Raw genomic sequence first — 22,490 nt, 5'->3', positions numbered from 1 at the left:
TATGGGCTATATATAAATCCGAGTATAATTTATTTATACTCGGATTTTATTAATTTCAGAATAATTTAATCTTTAATTATTGATTGATAAAAGCTGTTAATTTAACTATATCAGCATCATTAAATTTTAAATTATTAGACTTAATGTACGCATTATACTCTTTCTCTTTTTCTGGAAAAAGATCTGTTATTTTTTTTAATGATGATACTTTACTTGTGATTCCTGAAGCTGTTTTTATATAATAAACAGGATCTTGTTTTACAAACATAGCGGGTTTCCCTGTCTGATAGGTGTTAGCAGCTGCAGCTGCATCCTTAAAAATAGTTTTTTCCTTTTTATAAACGGAATTTTTTCCTTTTGCAATCTCGATAAGGTAACCTTTCGGTTCTGTAGAGTTCTTAAAATAAACAAAAGCTTGTTTAGACGAAAGAACTTCAATTCTGGAGAAATCGTCTTGTTTAGGTAAAACTTCAGTCTTTCCATTGTTTAAAAACTCCATATCGTCGGTGTAAGCATTATATCTTACTTCAATATTTCCATATTTTTCTCCAACAGAAGCTTTTTGGAAAAGTGGTGATTGATATGGAGAACCTTGTATATCTTCATATCTTAAAGGAGTTCCGGTTCCTGAAGCTACGCTTTCAAATACAGACTGGCTACCAGTTATGTTATTTATGTTTAAAGATTGTTGAGCATTTACAAGTACAAATGGTAAAAATAATGCGATAGTTAATATTTTTTTCATTTTTAAGATATTTTTAATTATTTTATATGATTAATTAGTTTTTCATCGTAAAGTTAATAAAAAATGATGAATCTATAAGATACAGTTTAGATTTATTGATTTGTTTTTGTTATAAATCTCACCAGATAATATTTTGGAGATTTGTCCTGAAAAAGTTAATCTCAGTTGAAATATAGTTTTGCACGCTTCAAAATTTCATTTTCAAAAATTTGAAAAAATAGGTTAGCTAAATTTAGCTTGCTTTTGTAATTTTAATACTTGGTTTTCTTTTGGATTTGTATTAGTTATTATGTATTTCTTTAAGAATAGGAGCAGGAACTTTTAAAGTATGAGAACCGAGGGATGATATATTTAATTTTGTGGTGAAGTTTAAAGTTTGAATTTTTAAAGACTTATAATTTGGTATAAATCTGAAGGCTACAATAACATCAAAATCGATATGTTTTGAAGTTTAATAAATATCGCTGTCAATTAAAATTTAAATAATTATATCCTAAATAGGTGAAAACCACTTTTTTATAAGGGTGTGTTTCTATTTTTTAAATCCAATTAATTTATAATAATTCTAAATAATAATTTTTCAATTATCAATAATTTGTTAAAATAAACTAAAAGTGTAAAAAAAATAATTTTCATATAATAAAAAGTATCTATTATTAAGGAATCTTATTTAATTTGTGTGGAATTTAAATGAAATATAAAAAAAAAGCGTAGTTTAAACAATGGTTTGATTTGTAGATGTTAATATTTATTAACATATTTGCCCATTAAATATATTAAAATTTGTTAATATGAATGTTAAATTACGTGTACTGACAGCCGGTGTGTTATTTTTCACAGGGCAGGTAGTATTTGCTCAAAAAGACACAACAGGTTCTAAAAAGGACAAAGAACAGAAAATTGATGAAATTGTTGTGTTAGGTTATAGCAAGACATCTACTAAGGCTAAATCTAGTGCTTCTTCAGTAACCATTGGTTCTGAAACATTAGAGAACAGACCCAATATTTCTGTTCTTAACTCTATACAGGGTACAGCACCTGGTATAGTAGCGAACTCGGCATCTGGATCTCCGGGTTCTGGTAAGTTTAATATTATCATCAGAGGACTTAGTTCCCTAAATGGTTCTACGGATCCTTTATATGTTATAGACGGGATCATTACATCTGGATCACAGTTTAGAAACTTAAATCCTAACGATATTGATACGTTTAGTATTCTAAAAGATGCACAGGCTACTGCAATTTATGGAAACAGAGCTGCTAACGGGGTTGTTGTGATTACTACTAAAGGTGGTAAGTTTAACTCAAAGCTTAGAATTTCCTATGATGCATTAACTTCTTTTTCTGTTTTGCCAAAAACGGATTATAACATGTCTTCCGGAAGAGAACTATTACAAGTTCAGAAAAATGCCGGAGGAGGAAAAGGGGCTACTATGTCTCAAAATGATATCAATAATTTCACCACTAATACAGACTGGAGAGATCTATTTTCAAGAGTTGGTATGAGCCAGCAACATACACTATCGGTGAGTGCAGGTGGAGAAAATATAAGTAACTTTGTTTCCTTAGGTTATGTTGATAGCGAAGGTAACATTCGTGGGACAGATTTCAAAAGATTTACCCTGAGAAATAACCTTAATGGAAAAAGCAGCGATGGAAAATTAACCTTCGGTGCAATAATTGGGTTAGGATTTTCTAAAAGAAATCAGTTGGACGACGAAACCAATACTGCTATTAATGCAAACACTGTACAGAATCCACTATTTGGAACAGTGCTTTCTGCACCTTACTTAGCAGCGCCAACATTTAGCAATGGATTGGGTTTATTTAATCAAATCGGAACGGCTAGTGGTAACGGAAACGGAGCATATATTCTTTATGATAATATCATGGGGGGTATTAGAAACCAGTTTACGGAAACCAGCTTAACAGCTAACGTAAGTGGTAATTACAAACTTACATCAGATTTAAGTATTGGAAATAGAACAGGTGTTGACTATAAAAATTATCAAAGACAATTTGCAAGAGCCGCAAACGGTTACTTATCTTTAGTAGTGGCTGCAGGACAAGGAGCAAAATATGGTGGATTTGAGCAATTTAATACAGTAAACGATTTAACTTTCAATACCACTACAAATATTACGTATAACCATTCATTTGGTGATCATACTATTACTGCTGCTGCTTATCTAGATTATATTAAAGTAAACTGGCAAAGTTATACTCAACAGCAGAACGGTCTTGATCCTTTAGTTTGGGAATTCGGTGCAGGAACCGGATATGTTCCTTTTAACCCTGCTACACCAAATATCTACCGTCCTTCTGCAAGTGCATTGAAAGTTACTGCAGGAACGCTGGCTTATTTTGGAACTGTAGATTATGACTACCAAGGAAAATATGGTGTGTCTGGGGTGATAAGAAGAGATGGATCATACAGATTCCCTAAAGATAACAGATGGGAAACTTTCTGGTCAGTAGCGGCAAGATGGAATATTGATAAAGAAAACTTTATGGAAGGATCTGGGTTCAATTTATTGAAACTAAGAGCTTCACTAGGAACAACAGGTAACCAAAACTTATTTACAGTTGCTAACAATACCAATGTATTAACAGTAGGTCCTTCTTCATATTTAGATTATAATGGACCGAACCCTACTACAGCTCCGGCTTACCAAAGCTTACCTGGATATTATTTGGCAAACCTTGGAAATAAGAATTTGAAATGGGAAGAGGTAAAACAACTTGATTTAGGAGTAGATTTCAACTACAAAGGATTAGTAGAAGGTACGTTTGATTATTATCAAAAAAGAACATCAAGATTATTTAACTCTATTCCGGTAACTTATGTTACAGGCCAAGGTTCATTAAGAGGAAATAATGGTGTTATGGATAACAAAGGGGTTGAAGGATCACTAAGAGTTCACATACTAAGAAAAGCGAATACAAAACTATCTGTATTTGGGAATGTGGGGTATAACTCTAACAAGATTATCAGCATGGAAGCTCCTGATCTTACTGGTGATTTTGTTGATGGTATTGGAGGACCAGCAGATCAATGGCAGCTTTATCCTTATCTAGGAGTTAATCCAGCTAACGGAGAACAGTTGTTTTTAGACATAAATGGAAATGTAACTCAAACACCAACAGCAGGCGATAGAAGACTTACGGGGAAAAGCCCTATGCCTAAATATACAGGTGGATTTGGATTTAACTTCCAGCATGACGGGTTCTTTGTAGATGCATTATTTTCTTATCAGAAAGGAGGATATATTTATGATAACCTATATTCGTGGGTAATGAATCCTTCTTATGCTGCTTCTGGACTTAACGTTTCAGCTGATCTATTGAATGCTTGGACTCCAAATAATACGAATGCTACAGTACCAAGTTTATCAGCTGTGAATTCAACATTAGAAGGTTCTTCTGATAGATTCCTTTTCAAGTCTGATTTTGTTAGATTGAAGAATGTAAGCGTTGGATATACTTTCGACAAAAAAGCATTAGGTAATTTACCAATTAATTCTATTAAGGTTTTTGCGCAAGCTGAAAACATTTATACTTTCACAGGATGGAAAGGTTTCGATGTAGAGCCGATTACAACGTATTCACTTAACGTATATCCGAATCCTAAAACATATTCTGTAGGGGTTAATGTAGATTTTTAAAAAAAAGAAAAAAATGAATAAAATATATAAAAAAGCATTAGTGATAGCAGTATGTCTATCGTCAGTTGGTTTTACTTTAAACAGTTGTAAGGATGCTATTGATATAGAGCAGCCTGGATTACTAGATGATGCGACATTATTTACAAGTGTATCAAATCTGAATGATTATTTAGTAGGATCTGTGTATGCTAACATGGATACCAACAATGATATCTATTTCTCTGCGGTATTTACGGATGAGGTAAAACCTGGAGCAGGTAGTGGAGGTCAGGAATATGAAATACACCGTTATTTTATTGATCCTACAACGGGCTTGACTACTGGAATTTGGGCTCAGCATTATTTGGTAATTAACCGTGTAAATAGATTAATTGCCGGTGCTGCAAAAGTTACTCCAGCTGCTAGTGAAGTAGCTCAGTATAATTCAATAATTGCTCAAGCGAGAGCGATCAGAGCTTTCTGCTACCTTCAATTGGAAACTTTTTTTGCTCCGGATATGAAAGATCCTAATGGTTTGGGAGTTTTACTTTTAAAAGACGTTCCGGTAATAGATGTAAAATTACCAAGAAGCAAAAATCAAGATGTTTATGATTTTATTAATGCAGATTTAGACTATGCGAGAGGAATATTAGCTTATAATACTCCAACAGGTAGATTTTATGTAGATAAAGGATTTGTAAACGCAGTTTCAGCGAGGTTTAACCTTTACAGAGGGAATACGACTTTAGCTAAGCAATATGCACAGGATGTAATATCTAATGCCGGATTGACATTAACTGCTGCTTCAGCATATCCAACAATGTGGAATGATACTGCAAGAGGTGAAATTATTTTTGCATTAAACAGATTGGCTACAGGAAACGGAAGCTCAATCGGAACAAGATGGAACACTAACAGTTCTAGTATTACAGGGAACCCAATGTGGGCTTTAGGCAGAAACCTGTTTAATATCATTAATACAACTCCAGGTGATGTTAGAAGAACAGTATATGTTGATCCTTCATCTATAATTGATCCTAATTATTTAACAAGTACTTCTCCTAGAGATACTGATCAACTAGTAGTGGATAAATATCCAGGTAAAACAAGTGCTGCAACAAGAAATGATTTAAAGGTATTTAGATTATCAGAAATGTATTTCATCTTAGCAGAATGTGAAACAGCAGCTAGCAATTTTACTGGTGCAGCAGCATTAATTCAACAAGTAAGAGCAAAAAGATATAATAGTGGAACGGCTCCTCTTCCTGTATATGCTTCATCAACAGCAGCTTATGCGGATATCCTGAAAGAGAGAAGAGTAGATCTTGCGTTAGAAGGACACAGATACATCGATTTAAAAAGATTGGCTACTGCAGCAGGTGTTACTATGGATAGAAACCAGACAGATGATGTTGTGACAGTTACAAACCTTCCGAACAATAGCTACAAGTATACATTGCCTATCCCGGTTCAGGAGATTAATTTAAATCCTCAAGTGCAACAAAATCCTGGTTATTAATATAATTAAAAGCGAATTTTAGCTATGAAAATTTTAAAATATTTAAGTATTCCGATTTTTGCATTATTATTCTCTGCTTGTTCAGAAAGAGATGATGCAGTATATGACGGTGATAATTATGTGAGTTTTGGTGCTACAAGCTCAGAGGCAACAGTAGTAAAAGGTTCAACATCTAAAGAAGTTGCAATTGTATATACTACTTTAAGTGAAGCAAAGCAAAATACAGAAGTAAAAATTGCTGTTGATGCTGCTAATTCTACAGCAGTAGAAGGAGTAGATTTTAAGATTCTAAATAAAACGGATAACCTTGCTGAAGGGCAAAAGGTTGGTAGTTTTAAAATACAATTATTAGAAAGTGGTGCTAAGGAAACACAAAAAGTGATTACTTTTAAACTTTCTTCTTCTGTACCTAATGCTACTTTCAATCAAACTCATACATTGAAATATTCATTAGAGTGTCCATTTAATATGTCAGGTTTCACCGGAACATACAAGGTGGTAACTGATACTTGGGAAGACTATTCACCAGGAGACTTGATTACTGTACAGCCAGGTCCTGCTGCTAACCAATTTAAGATATTGTCAACGAACAATCCTTATATTAGCAATCCAGGTACATCTTACATGCTTGTAACAGTTCAAACTAATGGTAGTGTTACATTGGCTTCCAATGAACCTTTCAGTTATGGAGGAACGACAGGTAATATGTCCCTAACAGGTACAGGGACAGTTAACTTTTGTACTGGAGGTATAAATATTTCTTCTCTTACTTTCTCAGGTCCTGCTGGAACTGCTAGTGGTCAAAAATTTGTCTTAGAGAAAAACTAAAATTTTTCTAACAAAAATATCTCAAAACCCCACATTTATTGTGGGGTTTTTTATGTCCTTTTATTTCTTATTTTTGCTGTACAATAATGAATAATGAAGTACATCCTTTTCATACTCTTCTCTTTAAGTTTTGTAGCCAGGGCTCAGGTCGTTAATAAAGCTGATACAAAGCCTCAGCCTAAAAAAGAAGACACTCTTGTAATTGATTCCGGGAAAAAAGATTCCCTGAAAATTTTTAAACCTACTATTAATGATTACCAGTATCAGACTCAGTTTTCTGAAAAAAAAGTTTTTGATACGGTAATGACTTTTGATAAAACCTATATCTTTTCGCAACAAAATAATAAAGATAATTTTGGGAGAGTACAGACTGCTAATATAGGATCGGGATTCAATCCTCTTGTATTTGAGGTGAATGATGAGCAGAACCTATCTTTGCTGCCATCCAACAAATCTTATATGATCATTGGGGCCAATGATGTGAAATATTATGACGTAAAAACTCCTACCGCAACATTTGTTTATCACAATGCAATGCGAAACGGAGCGGCTTTAACATCTACTTATACCCAGAATATTGGAAAAAGATTCAATTTTGCTCTTGAGTATATGGGGCTTCGTTCTCAGGGACTTTACAGAAACTCATTAGCAGCGAATAACAATACTTTATTTTCAGGTCACTATATCTCAAAAAGTGGAAACTATGAAATTTTCGCTCACTATCTTCACCAGAATGTAAACAATCAGGAAAGTGGGGGTATTACAGAAGATAACCTTTTTATGAATGGTGACAGTAATTATAGCAACAGGCAAAATGCCCAGGTAAATCTTGCATCCAGCAGCTCACAGTTTTCTTACAGAAGATACTACCTGAGCCATCAGTTCACTCCATTTAATTCCGGAAAATTTCCTTTCAGCATAAGACATATTATTTCGCATCAGGGGAATAAATATTATTATAACCAGTCAGCTTTAGAGTCTTATTGGTATGATGCTCCTACTGAATTGGTTAATGGTTTCCCATTGACTACAAAAAAATATTCTGAAAACTTCAGCAATACGGTAAGCTTGATTTTTAATAATGAAAAATTCAAACTGGATGCTGGTGTGCGTTATCAGATGATCAAATTGGGAATAAGAGATGTTGTTGCCCTTAACGGCGTTCCTTTTCCTGGTGAACTTAAAGAAAACAGAATCGGAGCGGTAGGAAACTTACAGGTGAAACTTTGGGATAAAATCCAGCTGAATTCATTCCTTGAATTTTCAAACGGGAGTCAGTTTAAAAGCTATCTGAAAACAACCAATAACCTAAAGTTCGAGCCTATTAAGGATTATTTTGTTAATGCCAAAGTAAATTTCCAAAGTGCTTATCCTTCATTTAATTATTTGTTGAATACTTCCGTTTACAATAATTTCAATTATTATCTTGAAAACGCAAAGAACCAGTCTGTCATGGAAGTGGGAGGAAGTATCAATTTGAAATGGTTCAAAACAGAGATTTTTGCCAACTATTTCAGAATAGATAACTTTACTTATTTTGACAGCAACGGAAATCCAAAACAAAGTGATAATTCTGTGAATATTTCTCAGATCGGAGGTGATGCTACATTCAGCTTCAACAAATTCCATCTGAATACAAGGGTACATTTCCAAAATACTTTAACGAATAAAGAATTGCTTCCTATGCCAGGTTTTATTGGTAGAGCTAATTTTTTCTACCAGACACAGGCATTCAAAAAAGCTGCAGAAATTCAGGCAGGTATTAAAGTATATTACTTCTCTAAGTTTGCATCAAGAGATTATTTCCCTGTTCTTAACGAATATATCCTCCCAAGAGCAGATTCATTTTCAATTGGAGGACAGCCTATCGCCGATATTTATATCAATATGAAAGTGAAAAAGATGTTCTTTTTCATAGAAGGTCAGCAGATAGGAACTGTTATTTCCAATAACAAAGCATATGCATTTCCACATTATCCGGTATATGATTTCAGATTGAATATCGGGATTGTGTGGTATTTGTTCAACTAAAAACTGTACAGGTTGAAAACAATAAATAAAATATCATTCAACGATATAGAAAGCATTCCTCAATTGGTAAAAGATTTTCTGAATCAGAAAATTGAGGGTTTTGAGAATAATACATTTTCTTTAGATCATTTTAAACAACAGATTCATTTGAAAAAAGACTCTTTTTCATCAGGGAAGAGAGAAATTTTATCAGAGGTGTTTGAAGGTCAGCTTTCAAGCCTTTCCCTCTCTTCAAAACAGAAGGGAAATCTTGAAAATCTTAGACAGCCTAATACATTTACCATTACAACAGGACATCAACTGAACCTGTTTTCGGGGCCTGTTTTCTTTGTCTATAAAATTCTTCAGACCATAAAGACATGTACCTATCTGAAAGAAAATTTTCCGGATTTTAATTTTGTCCCGGTCTATTGGATGGCATCAGAAGATCATGATTTTGCTGAGATCAATCATTTTAAAACCGAGAATAATTATTATGAAACCAAAGAGAAATCAGGTGGTCCGGTAGGTAGAATTGAGATCAGCGATACCTATTTTATTTCTGAATTTGAGAAAGAATTTAAAGATTCTATTTTCGGAACCGAGCTGATCTTAATGATGAAAGAAGCTTATAAAGCAGGAAACACTTTAACGGAGGCAATTAAGATTCTTGTCAACCGCCTTTTTTCAGAATTCGGGCTCTTGATTTTGGATGGAAACTCTAAAGAACTTAAAAATCAGATGAAGGAGATCTTTCAAGATGAACTTCTACACTTTAGTTTACAGAAAACATCTAAAAATAAAGTAGATTTTCTGACAAAAAAATATGGGAAAGTTCAGGTAAATCCCCGCGAGATTAACCTTTTTTATCTTTCTGAAACCAGAGACAGAATAGAATTTAACGGACAGAAATACATTATTGTAGATAAAACGATTCAGTTTACAGAAGAAGAAATACTGTCTGAATTGGAAAATCATCCGGAAAAATTCAGTCCCAATGCTTTAATGCGTCCCGTGTATCAGGAAAATGTACTTCCGAATCTGGCTTATATTGGAGGAAATGCTGAAATTATGTACTGGCTGGAGCTTAAAGATTATTTTTCAAAAATTAATATCCCGTTTCCTATACTTATTCCAAGAAACTCGATGCTTTTCCTGAAAGAGAAAACTTTAGGAAAAATTGAGAAACTGGATCTTAAAATAGAAGACTTTTTCCAGAATTTTACCGTACTTACCAATCATAAAATTTTAAAAGATAATCCGATTTTACAATTGCTTGACGAGAAAGAGGAATTGTTGGTTAGCAATTTTTCGGCATTGAGAGCTTCAGCAGAAACAACCGAAAAGTCTTTCGGAAATATGGTGAAGGCAGAAGAAGTACGACAATTGAAGTCATTTAAAAGAATGAAAAAACGTCTGCTTCATGCTGAAAAAATAAAACAGAATGAATTGCTGGAAAGACTTGAAAATCTGTTTTTAGATGTTCATCCCGCAAAAACATGGCAGGAAAGAGTGTATAACTTTAGTGTATTCTTTTCAGATTACGGCTATTCGTGGCTTGAAAATTGTTTGGAAGAAATGGTGGTTCAAGATTCAAAATTAATAATTGTTGCCATTTAATTTTAAAGAAGTATTTTTGTAAATTATAATTATCGACTATGATAAAGAGGTTTTTTATTCTATCCAGTTTATGTATGGTTTTGGGAGTTTCAGCCCAGAAATCACATACAGTTGTGCAAGGTGACAATCCTTACAACATTGCAAAAAAGTATGGAATGACTGTAGATGAATTGCTGAAGCTAAACCCAAAACATAAAGATGGCAAACTGGCGATCGGAGATGTTTTAACTATAAAATCAGATAAAGCAGCCACTCCGGTTGTGACAAAAACGGCCCCAGCAGAAAAAGCAACTTCAACAGCAAGTACTTCTTCTCTGGGTAAAATTGTTTTGCAGCCAAAACAAACGATTTATGGCATCACAAAACAATACAGAATCTCTGAAACTGATTTAAGAAAGCTGAATCCTGAACTGGATTCTCATATGAAAATCGGAGATGAGATCACATTACCTCTTGCCAGCATTAAAAAATATGGAGGTGAACAACAGGCTGTACCAGCAGAAAAACACGCTGAGCCCGCTGTAGAAAAAAACATAACAACAATTACACCTACCACGGTTACCACTGCTGTAGAAGGAGAATCTTATGTGATCCAGGCTAAAGATAATTATTACAGAATTACAAAACAGTTTGGAATCAGCCAGCAGGACCTGTATGCTTTAAATCCAGGATTGGAAGAAAAAGGCCTTAAACCTGGTGAAACCATTAAAGTAAAAACATCTAATACTAATACAAATACAGATAGCGTTGCTGAGCCAGTAAATCCAAAAGCAAAAATGGATTCAGGTAATGAGAAATCGACTGCCTCTTCCAATGTTGCTACAGGAGATGATTATGTAACCTATACCGTTCAACAAGGAGATACTGTATTTTCCATCGTGAATAAATTCGGTGTTTCTATTGATGAACTTATTGCTCTTAACCCGGATCTTTCTCATGGTTTGAAAACCGGAATGGTTTTAAAGATCAAAAAACAGGATGCAGCATATAGTAAGAAAAACGGTGATGCTCTTAGTGTGATCCTAATGCTTCCATTCGGGTACAGTACAAACGAAACCCAGTACAGAACAATGGCACTTGACTTTTTAACAGGAGCTAAACTTGCTATTGAAAGAAATGCCAGAGGTGGACAAAAACTGGATATCAAAATCGTAGACTCAGGAAATGAAGCGTCATTCAAAAACTCTTTGACACAGATTAATCCTGACAATACAGATCTTATTATCGGGCCTTTCTTTAAATCTAATGTAATTGATGTTCTTGATTTTACCAAAAATCAGAAAATCCCGGTTGTTGCGCCATTTGCTAATACTCCGGAATTATATAACTATAGTAATCTTATTATCGTTGAAACCAATAATCAGACGTATGCTGATAAGATTGTAGAAGAAGTAAAAGGAATTTATTCTGACCAGAAAATATATGTAGTGGCAGATGCTAAGAAAGAAAATGCCAATTACATCAAAGCAGGGCTTGAAAAAGCGGTGAAAAACCCTAATATTATTATTGTCAACTCTCCGGCAGATATTCAGCCTGATCAGAATATGATGACAGGTCAGTCTGCACCGGTTATTGCCATTTTGGCCAATGATGATAATGCAGCAGGAGATGCTTTTGCCAACAGAGTGATCGCTATTTCTAAGGAAGTACAGGGTGTGAAGGCGTTCAGTATGTTCTATTCTCCAACTTTTGAGAAAAAAGTTGACGAGCTGAGCCAGGCAAGTCTGGTGTATCTTATGGACAGAAAGATCAACACTGAAGGTGGTTTTGAAAAAGAAATTCTGGCTGCTTATAAAAGCAAATACTGTAAAACTCCTCCAAAATATGCTATCGTAGGTTTTGATGTAGTAAACGACATGTTAACCAGAGAAAATAAAAAAGGAGAGATCTTTAAACAGATGAATAAAGTTCAGACTCAGCTTGCTACAAAATTTGAGTTTGTAAAATCTAAAGCTAATGGTGCTTATGTAAATACTGGTTATAGAGTAATCAGGTTAGTACCTTAAATGATTTATAGCTGTTTAAAAGAATATTGTTAACATTATAGTTATATTTGCATAATATTTAATTCAATACATGAAAGCACTTGTATTTCCAGGGCAGGGTTCTCAGTTCGTAGGAATGGGAAAAGAATTGTATGATTCTAGAAAAGATATTAAAGATCTGATGGAATCTGCCAATGAAATTTTAGGTTTCGACATTCTTTCCATTATGTTTAACGGAACGGATGCAGATCTTAAAAAAACAGAGGTTACCCAGCCTTCAATATTTATACATTCAGTAGCAGCATTAAAAGCCGTAAATGGTCTTGGTGCTGAAATGGTTGCAGGACACTCTTTAGGAGAGTTTTCAGCCTTGGTTGCCAATGGAGTTTTATCCTTTGATGACGGTTTGAAATTAGTTTCCGAAAGAGCAAAAGCTATGCAGGACGCTTGTGATGCCAATCCAAGTTCTATGGCTGCTATCTTAGGATTAGATGATGCTAAGGTTGAAGAAATCTGTGCACAGATCAGCGGAATTGTTGTTCCTGCAAATTATAACTGTCCGGGGCAACTGGTAATCTCAGGAGAAACACCTTCAGTAGAAGAAGCTTGTGCAAAACTGAAAGAAGCAGGAGCTAAAAGAGCATTGTTACTACCGGTAAACGGAGCTTTCCATTCACCATTGATGCAGCCTGCACAGGAAAGATTGGCGGCGGCTATCGAAAAAACAAAATTCAGAAAAGCAACGATTCCTGTATATCAGAATATCACTACAACAGCGGTAACAAATCCTGACGAGATCAAGCAAAACCTGATCGCTCAGCTTACCGGTCCTGTAAAATGGACACAGTCTGTTCAGAATATGATTAAGGATGGTGCCTCTAACTTCGTAGAAGTAGGACCAGGAAAAACCCTTCAGGGATTGATCAAAAAAATTGACGGATCAGTAGATGCTGCTTCTGCAATCTAATTAAAAATATATGAACGCGATATTTTCACCGGGCAAGCTTATGCTTACTTCAGAATATTTCGCAATCGATGGAGCTCTTGTCTTAGCGGTACCTACCAAGCTGGGACAAGAGTTTTTTTTTGAAGAAAAAGAGGATGGCAAGTCACTTGTTTTTTGGGAGGCTTATCATCAAAACAAATTCTGGTTGAAGGCTGTCATTGATTATAAAAACTGGCAGGTCTTAGAAACCAATATTCTATCAAGCGCTGAATTTATTGTGAAAACATTAAAGAATGTTCAGCAGCTTTCTAATATTAAATTCAAGTCAAATCTTACTTACCATTTAAAAACCAACCTTCAGTTTCCTGCAGACTATGGTCTTGGGAGCAGTTCCACGTTGATGAACAATCTTGCAGAATGGGCAGAGATTGATCCTTTTCATCTTAATACTATTAGTTTGGGCGGAAGTGGATATGATATAGCAGTCGCAAAAGAAAAATCTGCAGTTCTTTTCCAAAGCAAACCTGAGGTAAAATATGAGAAGGTAGATTTCAATCCCTCATTTAAAAATGAACTGATTTTTATTCATTTAAATCAGAAGCAGGATAGCAGAGAAGGAATCAACTTTTACAAATCAAAAAAGAAGTCTCCGGAACTGGTGAATGAATTTTCGGAAATCACAAAGAAAATAATGTTATGCGATGAATTGGAAAACTTTTCCGAATTAATGATGATTCATGAGCGAAAAATAGCTGATTTTCTTGAAATTCTCACAGTTGAAGAGAAATTATTCTCAGATTGTCCTTCATTTGTCAAAAGTTTAGGCGCATGGGGCGGAGATTTTGTAATGAGTGCCAAATTTGGGGACTATAAGAACTATTTTTGGGAGAAAGGTTTTCCTTCCGTTTTTGAATGGTCTGAAATAATTGATTCATAATCAGTAATTTACAAAACCTATTTTTTGTTTGCCATTCTGACTTATATCAGTATATTTAAACCACCTTTAACAAATAATTAATATTATTTTTGTTGAAGTCAATAAAGAAATAGAAAATATAAGTAAAATGAAAAACACTAAAATCATCCAGGATTTAGAGAAATTAGGGATTAAAGGAAACTATGAAGTAGTGTACAATCCTTCTTACGAAGAATTATACCAGGCTGAAGTTTCTCCTGAAAATCAGGGATTTGAGAAAGCTGAACTTACAGAATCTGGCGCGGTATCAGTAAAAACAGGAATTTTCACAGGTCGTTCACCTAAAGACAGATATATTGTTCAGGATGATGTTACAAGAGATACAATTTTCTGGGATGGTAAAGTAAATTTACCTACTACTGCAGAAATTTTCGGGTCTTGTAAAGAACTAGTGCTGAACCAGCTTGCTGAATCTAAAAAGATTTATGTAGTAGATACATTCTGCGGAACAAATGCGGATACGAGACTTAAAGTAAGATTTATCGTTGAAGTAGCATGGCAGGCGCATTTTGTTACTAATATGTTTATTCGTCCTTCTCACTATGAGCTTGAAAACTTTGGAGAACCTGATTTCACAGTAATCAACGGTTCTAAAACAATCAACCCTAACTGGGAAGCTCAGGGATTGAATTCTGAAAACTTCATCATGTTCAACCTTACTGAAAAACTACAGATTATCGGAGGTACATGGTACGGAGGTGAGATGAAAAAAGGGATGTTCGCGATGATGAACTATTACCTTCCATTAAAAGGGATGGCTTCAATGCACTGTTCGGCTAACGTAGGAGAAAAAGGTGATGTAGCTTTATTCTTTGGTCTTTCAGGAACAGGAAAAACTACTTTGTCTGCAGATCCGAAAAGATACCTTATCGGTGATGACGAGCATGGTTGGGATAACAACGGAGTATTCAACTATGAAGGTGGATGCTATGCTAAAGTTATCGACTTATCAGAAGAAAAAGAACCGGATATCTTCGCTGCCATCAAAAGAGATGCACTTCTTGAAAACGTTGTTGTGAACAATGGAGTAGCAGATTATACAGACGGATCTATCACAGAAAATACAAGAGTTTCTTATCCAATTTATCATATCAACAAAATTGTATTACCATCTAAAGCTGGTCATGCGAAGAAGATCGTTTATCTTTCTGCAGATGCATTCGGAGTACTTCCTCCGGTTTCAATATTGAATGAAGATCAGGCTCAATACCACTTCCTTTGCGGTTATACATCAAAATTAGCAGGAACGGAAAGAGGAATTACTGAACCTCAGCCATCTTTCTCTCCGGCATTTGGGGAAGCATTCCTTACATTACACCCAACAATGTATTCTAAAACATTGATCGGCAAAATGCAGGAGCACGGAGCTAAAGCCTATTTGGTAAATACAGGTTGGAATGGTACCGGAAAGAGAATTTCTCTGAAAGATACAAGAGCAATCATTGATGCAATCATTGACGGTTCTATTGATAATGCTCCTAAAACTCAGGTTCCAATCATGAATCTTGAGATTCCTACTGAGTTACCAAACGTTTCTACAGGTATTTTAGATCCTAGAGATACCTATGAGAGTGCTTCAGAATGGGAAGAAAAAGCAAAAGATCTTGCTTCAAGATATATCAAGAATTTTGAGCAGTACTGTGATACTGAAGAAGGTAAGAAATTAGTTGCTTCAGGACCTCAATTACAGGAACAAACTATCTAATAGTTATTAATAGCATACACAAAAAGCCTCATCAACGATGAGGCTTTTTTATTAATATTTTTTACAGTTTTCAATCAATTCATCCTGTTCATCAAGTTTTAAGACTGTTGATTTGATTGATTCTTCAGTTAGAGATTTTATAATCATAAAGTGTTTTGAAGAAAAATAAGACTCTTCGCCCAACATCTTATCTAAATACTTTGGAGTTGTGAAGGTCATCCAATATTTTGCTTTGTCAGAAAATGTAATGGTTACTTCTATGGCATCAGATTCAATATTTTCTATTGTATCATCTATGTTAATCGAAATTATTTCCGGTTCATTATTTAAACTGAAATAAAATTTCGAATACCATTTCAGTCTTCCTTCATTATTTTGAATCCTTACATTTTCATCGTTTATTTCTTTAATGATATAGGATTCTCTTTTTGTTAATTGACCGGAATATACCCCAACATCCTTACAGTAAATTTTATCATTTATCTTCATAAATTACTCTCTCTATATCCACAAACATCTGTGAAAATCTGTGCAATCTGTGGTTAAAAACTTATTTTAAGCTCAATAAAGCCAATCTATATCCATCCATTCCAAAACCAGATAAAACCGCATCCGTATTAGCTGCTGTGACAGACTTCTGCCTGAATTCCTCTCTTTTGTAGATATTACTGATATGAACTTCAACCTTTGGTTTTCTGATGTTTTTCAAACAGTCAGCTATTGCATAAGAATAATGGGTAAAAGCTCCCGGATTAATCACAACGGCATCAAAGTCATCTTCCTGAAGCCTGTTGATAAGCTCTCCTTCAATATTTGACTGATAATATTGTAATTTATAAGATTGAAATTCGGACTTTAAAATTTCCAAATAGCTTTCCATAGAGACATTTCCATAGATTTCAGGTTCTCTGGTGCCTAATAGGTTGAGGTTAGGTCCATTTATAATCAAAATTTTCATACTATAAATTTAGAAACTTTTTTTAATTAATGATCAGAAATTTCAGCATAGATTGACTTTTGTTAAATTGAATTATTAATAATGATATTTGTCATGTTTGATAAAATGATAATGGCTACAACTCCTTGCAGGAATGGGTTTTATTAAAATCTTATGTTAATTTTTGAAAAATTATCATGAAAAAAATAATAAGTCTACTTGTTTTGTGGACTAAAACTTTTTAGCTTTGCAACCATATTTCGATCGGCTTATAAAGAAAGATGGAGGGAACTGACCCTATGAAATCTTGACAACCTACCCATTGGGCAAGGTGTTACATTCAGCCTTTTAAGGAAAAATAAGCAATTGGTTAATCGTATTTATCGATGCCCTTTGTTGACTTTTCGGCAAAGGGCAAAATTTTAATATATGATAAATAAAATTGATTATGATTAACAAAAACCTATTCTCTGCTAAAGCCTGGATTCCTCCGGTTGCTGCATTTTTTCTTGGGGTTACCAGTGTACATGCACAGAATTCCAAGCCGAAAAAGGATAGCCTTCATGAAAAAGAAATTGATGAAGTTGTAGTCGTAGCCTATGGAAAAGCTAAAAGAAACAGCTATACCGGTTCCGTTGCTACAATTTCAAGTGATAAGATCAATAACAGACCTGTAACCAATATTACCAAGGCATTGGAAGGGCAGGTTGCCGGGATTCAGACAACAAGTGCATCAGGACAGCCTGGTGCGGTTTCTACCATCCGGATCAGGGGGATTGGTTCAATAAGTGCTTCCAGCGATCCGCTATACGTAGTAGACGGAATTCCTTTTGATGGAAATATTAACTCTATAAGCCCAAGTGATATTGAATCCATCAGTGTTTTGAAAGATGCCACTGCGAGTGCTTTGTATGGATCAAGAGGAGCAAACGGGATTATCATTATTACCACAAAATCAGGTAAAAAAGGAGAAGCGAAAGTTAATTTTAATATCAGTCAGGGATTCTCCGGAAGAGCTGTAAAAGATTACGAACAGGTAAATACAGACCAATACTTTCAATTATACTGGGAAGCCTTGAGAAACGGGTACCAGTCTGGAAAAGTATCTTCTCAACAGGCGGCACAGATGGCAACAGACAATCTTGTCTCTACCCTTGGGATCAATCCATACGGAACAGCATATCCGAAACCTATAGGAACAGATGGGAAATTATTACCAGGTGCATCACCACTTTGGAATGATGACTGGAGAGATATTCTGCAGAGAGTGGCTTCAAGAAATCAGGTAGATCTTGACATCAGCGGAGGAAGTGAAAAAAGTAATTATTTCTTTTCATTAGGGTATCTGGATGATAAAGGGATGGCGATTGAATCAGGATTTAAAAGATATAATACCAGATTAAAGATCAATTCTGAAGTAAAAAAATGGCTGAATGTTGGGGTAAACTTAAGTTACACAAACAGCATTCAACAAGCGCCGACTTCTTCAGATTCTAAGGCCAGCAATATCATCAATGCTGCTAGATTTATTCCTTCATTCTATCCTTATTATGAAAGAAATGCAGATGGAAGCTATATTTTAGGGGCAGATGGAAACCCGATTTATGATTTTGGAAAGTACAGACCTACTAATGCGCTTCAGAATCAGAATGCGGCTGCAACCTTGCCATTAGATAAAAACGAAAATAAAGAAGACAACTTCTCAGGAAAAGGATTCATGGAATTCACTTTCTTACCGGAGTTGAAATTCAAAACGAGTTTTTCTGTTGATTTGGTGAATTATAACGGACATTATTATTCAAATCCATTGCTGGGACAAGGTGCTGAAATTGGAGGTTCAGTAACGAAAACCAATACCAGAACACTTTCTTACACAACCAGCAATATTCTGACATACGATAAGAAATTTGGGAAGCACCATGTAAATGCTTTAGCAGGACATGAATTCTATAAATATGATTATCAAACTATTTCAGGAACAAGAAGTCAGTTCTCACTGCCTTATTACTATGAGCCGGATGCTGCTTCTCTACTGGGAAGTTTCAGTGGAAACAGTAATAAATTAAGCTTATTGAGCTTCCTTGGAAAGGTGGAGTATGATTATAACAATACTTACTTTTTATCAGCATCAGGAAGAGCAGACAGTTCTTCAAGATTTGCGAAGGATAACAGATGGGGGAGATTCTGGTCAGTGGGAGGTTCATGGAAGATTTCAAATGAAGAATTTGTAAAAAGCCTGAATGTCTTTAATCAATTGACATTGCGTGCCAGCTACGGAGGACAAGGAAATGATAAATTACTTAGACCTAACGGGCAGCCGCTTTATTATGCTTATCAGGAGTTGTACAGATTTATCAGCCTTGGTGGAGAACCGGGAACAACCCTTGAAAAAACGTCTACCAATAATGTAAAGTGGGAAACCAACCTTAATTTGAATGTAGGATTGGAGTTCGCGATTCTGAATAACAGGGTTAAAGGGAATATCGAATACTTCAAAAGAAAAAGCCAGGATCTTCTCTTTAATATGCCGGTTGCGCCGTCGTTGGGAATCAGTGATTATCCTGCCAATATCGGAACGATTCAGAATACAGGATTTGAATTTTCATTATTCACAACACCTGTTAAGACTGAGGATTTCCAATGGAATCTTGATGTTAACCTAAGTACTTTAAACAACAAAGTAACCAAATTACCAGGAGGTTCTCTTGTAGTGGGTAGCAAGTTATTAACGGTAGGAGGTTCTGTATATGATTTCTTTATTCCGGAATGGGTGGGTGTAGATCCAGGCAATGGAAAACCATTGTGGAAAACGGTCTCTACAGATGCCAGCGGAAATTCAGTGGAAGGAACTACTTCGGAATATTCAAAAGCTACAAAACTTTTACAAGGTTCCGCATTACCTAAACTGACCGGAGGTATCAGTACAAGTATTACATATAAGAATTTTGATTTTTCAGGATTACTGACATTCAAAATCGGTGGAAAGATTCTGGATACCGATTATACTTCCATCATGCATAACGGAAGTGCCGGAGGACGTGCCTGGAGCGCAGAAATGTTGAACAGATGGACCCCGGAAAATCCTTATACAGATGTGCCGGGATTAAGTACAACAACGAATAACTGGACCTCAACGTCTTCAAGATTTCTTTACTCCGGAACGTATGCAAGACTTAAAAATGTAAGCTTAGGATATACCCTTCCTGAAGATTATTTTGAGAAAATAGGATTGAAGAAGTTCAGAATTTATATCCAGGCAGAAAACCTTCTGACCTTCTATAAACATAAGGGAATGGATCCTGAGCAGGCGTTGGATGGAACAACGTACTACAGATATCCTGCAATGAGAACGATCACTTTCGGTCTTCAGGCAACACTTTAACCTTTAAAATTGAAACAATGAAAAAATTAAAATATCTATCGTTTGCTCTTATCGGATTTTTATCGCTGACAAGCTGTGAAAGTGAGCTGGATACTGCTCCGACTGATCAGGCCAGCAGCGTAGAAGTTTTCAAAACAGCCGAAAGTGCCGAGACAGTGGTGAATGGTACCTGGGCAAAATTTAATAATGATGGGACAACCTATGCCAATATCGGGTATTCCACTGTTTTAAGAGCCAGTGATGCCATGGGAAGTGATGTAGCGGTGTTGACCAATAAATATGGCTTTGCTTCTACCTATGCTTTTACAGAAATGGTAAACAGTACGGCAAGCAGACCTTTATTTATCTGGACGATGTTGTATTCCACCATCAATAATATGAATAATGTTATTACAAGAATTGATGGGACGGAAGGAAGTCAGGAGAAAAAAGATCAGGTGAAAGGACAGGCAAAAGCATTGCGTGCTTTCTGTTATCTGAATCTGGCGAGCTTTTACCAATTCAGCTATCTGAAAGATAAGTCAGCATTAACAGCTCCTATTTATACTGAACCTTCTACAACCAGTACGGTAGGAAAGAAAAGAGCAAGTCTTGAAGAAATTTATACTCTGATTAAAAGTGATCTTACAGATGCAGACAACCTGTTGAAAACCTATACAAGAAATAATAAAGATAAGATCAATCGTGCTGTAGTCAACGGACTTCTTGCCAGAACTTATCTGAATACCGGTGAATGGAGCAAAGCTTCAGCATCTGCAAAAATTGCAAGAGAAGGTTTTTCTCTAATGGCTCCGGAGAAATATAAAGATGGCTTCAATGATATCAATAATGCTGAATGGATCTGGGGACATGCACAGACCCAGGAACAGTCCGATGAAAGTTATGCCTTCCATTATCTGGATGTTTCTTCATCAGGAAGTTATTATTACAGTTTTATGGCGGATCCTTATTTTAAAGATCTTTTTGATACCAATGACATCAGATACCAGTTGTTTTCATGGGACGGGCAGAAAGGTAGAGAAGGATTGCTGAGGTATGCCAAGTTTAAATTTAAGCCAACTCTTATTGCGGATATTGTTTACATGAGAGCTGCAGAGATGTATTTGATTGAAGCGGAAGCTGAAGCCAGAAACGGAAATGTATCTCAGGCAGTAACAGTCCTGAACCAGTTAAAAACCGCTAGAAATGCCAATATTTACAATGGTTCCTTATCACAAAATGAGGTTGTAGCAGCAGTTTTAATTGAAAGAAGAAAAGAATTATTTGGAGAAGGGTTTTCCCTTTCAGATATTATCAGAACGCAGGGAACAGTAGTAAGAAAACCATTCGTAGATGCTGATGGTAAACCTATAAAAGTTCAGATCACTACACCAGAAGGAACAGTGAAAACAGTAGACGGTAAAGGACATTCTGTTCTTGATTTCCCGGATAAATCTGCATTTACACCCAACAGTAATTATTATTTATTCAGTATTCCACAGAGAGAAGCTGAAAATAACCCGAATTTATAAGAGGACATACATATAATTAGATTTGATTTTTTAAGCCACTGCGATTGCGGTGGTTTTTTATTTTTAAAACCTATAAAAGACAAAATCAGAATAGGAATTTCCCTATTCTGATTTAAGTATATTTAAATTATTAATGAATTAGTCAATCTTTTTCAGGGTTAGTCAATGGGATGAAACCCATAGCTTACAAATTTATAGTACATTCTAATCAATCAGTAAAAGTTTGATAAGTAAAAAAATAAACAAAGCTATAGGAAACCAGAGGATAAAACCTGTGAGCACGTAAGCTATTTTATATTCAAAGTCATTAAATTTTATAGTATCCAACCTTTTTTTTCTAATAAAAGCAAAAAAGGGTATTGTTAATATAATGAAAAAGACATACTTCACCAGTCTATTATTCGTTGAAAATCCCAGACTTCCAGAAATTTTATTTATTATAATAAATACAAAATCTACACTTTGAGGGATTAAAAAAAAAGTATAGAGGAATGTATATATATATAAAATGAGAATGCTATTCATATAAGCATCGCTATCAGTTTTATTTCGCTTTTTCAAAAACTGATAGATCATAAAAGGTATAAATAAAAAATATTTCATTTAGTGTGCAAAATTAAGCTTTTGCTTATTGATTAATTACCTGCACGAATATAACGGTTTTCACACCGAACAGCAATTA

At 35.0% G+C, this 22,490-nt stretch carries 14 protein-coding genes and 1 riboswitch; of the genes, 11 read left to right on the top strand and 3 right to left on the bottom strand.

What is annotated here, in order from left to right; genetic code table 11:
- Positions 1-76: 76 nt before the first annotated feature.
- Positions 77-745 carry a hypothetical protein gene (locus FN817_RS06105; RefSeq protein WP_142717168.1) on the bottom strand — a complete coding sequence of 223 codons (669 nt, stop codon included), beginning with the start codon at positions 743-745 and terminating at the stop codon, positions 77-79.
- Between the two features lie 791 nt (positions 746-1,536).
- Between FN817_RS06105 and FN817_RS06100 the strand changes: the two genes are divergently transcribed.
- From FN817_RS06100 to pckA, 9 genes are all read left to right on the top strand, one after another.
- Positions 1,537-4,410 (top strand): SusC/RagA family TonB-linked outer membrane protein, encoded by a 2,874-nt coding sequence (locus FN817_RS06100; RefSeq protein ID WP_142717167.1) that lies wholly within the window; start codon positions 1,537-1,539, stop codon positions 4,408-4,410.
- A gap of 13 nt (positions 4,411-4,423) precedes the next feature.
- A complete protein-coding gene (locus tag FN817_RS06095; protein WP_142717166.1) occupies positions 4,424-5,908 on the top strand; it encodes a RagB/SusD family nutrient uptake outer membrane protein in 1,485 nt (494 codons plus the stop codon).
- Positions 5,909-5,932: 24 nt separating this feature from the next.
- On the top strand, positions 5,933-6,736 hold the full coding sequence (locus tag FN817_RS06090; RefSeq protein ID WP_142717165.1) for a hypothetical protein: 804 nt from the start codon (positions 5,933-5,935) through the stop codon (positions 6,734-6,736).
- Positions 6,737-6,829: 93 nt separating this feature from the next.
- The gene (locus FN817_RS06085) at positions 6,830-8,767 is read left to right on the top strand and encodes a putative porin (RefSeq protein ID WP_142717164.1); all 1,938 of its coding nucleotides are present in this window, start codon (positions 6,830-6,832) and stop codon (positions 8,765-8,767) included.
- A gap of 12 nt (positions 8,768-8,779) precedes the next feature.
- Positions 8,780-10,366, top strand: coding sequence for a bacillithiol biosynthesis cysteine-adding enzyme BshC (bshC, locus tag FN817_RS06080; protein WP_142717163.1), 1,587 nt, complete (start codon positions 8,780-8,782; stop codon positions 10,364-10,366).
- A 38-nt stretch (positions 10,367-10,404) separates the two neighbouring features.
- Positions 10,405-12,372 carry a LysM peptidoglycan-binding domain-containing protein gene (locus FN817_RS06075; protein WP_228451490.1) on the top strand — a complete coding sequence of 656 codons (1,968 nt, stop codon included), beginning with the start codon at positions 10,405-10,407 and terminating at the stop codon, positions 12,370-12,372.
- Between the two features lie 70 nt (positions 12,373-12,442).
- On the top strand, positions 12,443-13,318 hold the full coding sequence (gene fabD / locus FN817_RS06070; RefSeq protein WP_047422329.1) for an ACP S-malonyltransferase: 876 nt from the start codon (positions 12,443-12,445) through the stop codon (positions 13,316-13,318).
- Between the two features lie 10 nt (positions 13,319-13,328).
- On the top strand, positions 13,329-14,234 hold the full coding sequence (locus FN817_RS23375) for a GYDIA family GHMP kinase (protein WP_142717162.1): 906 nt from the start codon (positions 13,329-13,331) through the stop codon (positions 14,232-14,234).
- Positions 14,235-14,361: 127 nt separating this feature from the next.
- Positions 14,362-15,978 carry a phosphoenolpyruvate carboxykinase (ATP) gene (gene pckA / locus FN817_RS06060; RefSeq protein WP_142717161.1) on the top strand — a complete coding sequence of 539 codons (1,617 nt, stop codon included), beginning with the start codon at positions 14,362-14,364 and terminating at the stop codon, positions 15,976-15,978.
- 51 nt (positions 15,979-16,029) lie between these two features.
- Here the strand turns inward: pckA and FN817_RS06055 are convergent, their stop codons facing one another.
- Positions 16,030-16,467 carry a hypothetical protein gene (locus tag FN817_RS06055; protein ID WP_142717160.1) on the bottom strand — a complete coding sequence of 146 codons (438 nt, stop codon included), beginning with the start codon at positions 16,465-16,467 and terminating at the stop codon, positions 16,030-16,032.
- A 61-nt stretch (positions 16,468-16,528) separates the two neighbouring features.
- A complete protein-coding gene (locus tag FN817_RS06050; RefSeq protein WP_142717159.1) occupies positions 16,529-16,936 on the bottom strand; it encodes a type II 3-dehydroquinate dehydratase in 408 nt (135 codons plus the stop codon).
- Positions 16,937-17,181: 245 nt separating this feature from the next.
- Positions 17,182-17,280: riboswitch (SAM riboswitch) on the top strand.
- A gap of 83 nt (positions 17,281-17,363) precedes the next feature.
- Here FN817_RS06050 and FN817_RS06045 point away from each other — a divergent pair.
- Positions 17,364-20,297: a SusC/RagA family TonB-linked outer membrane protein gene (locus tag FN817_RS06045; RefSeq protein WP_142717158.1), complete on the top strand. Its 2,934-nt coding sequence runs from the start codon at positions 17,364-17,366 to the stop codon at positions 20,295-20,297.
- A gap of 17 nt (positions 20,298-20,314) precedes the next feature.
- Entirely contained in the window at positions 20,315-21,808 is a 1,494-nt protein-coding gene (locus FN817_RS06040; RefSeq protein WP_142717157.1) for a RagB/SusD family nutrient uptake outer membrane protein, read from the top strand.
- Positions 21,809-22,490 lie beyond the last annotated feature (682 nt).

This window comes from Chryseobacterium rhizoplanae, assembly GCF_900182655.1.
GTDB classification, from domain to species: Bacteria; Bacteroidota; Bacteroidia; order Flavobacteriales; family Weeksellaceae; genus Chryseobacterium; species Chryseobacterium rhizoplanae.
This window is presented reverse-complemented; position numbering and strand designations above follow the sequence as displayed.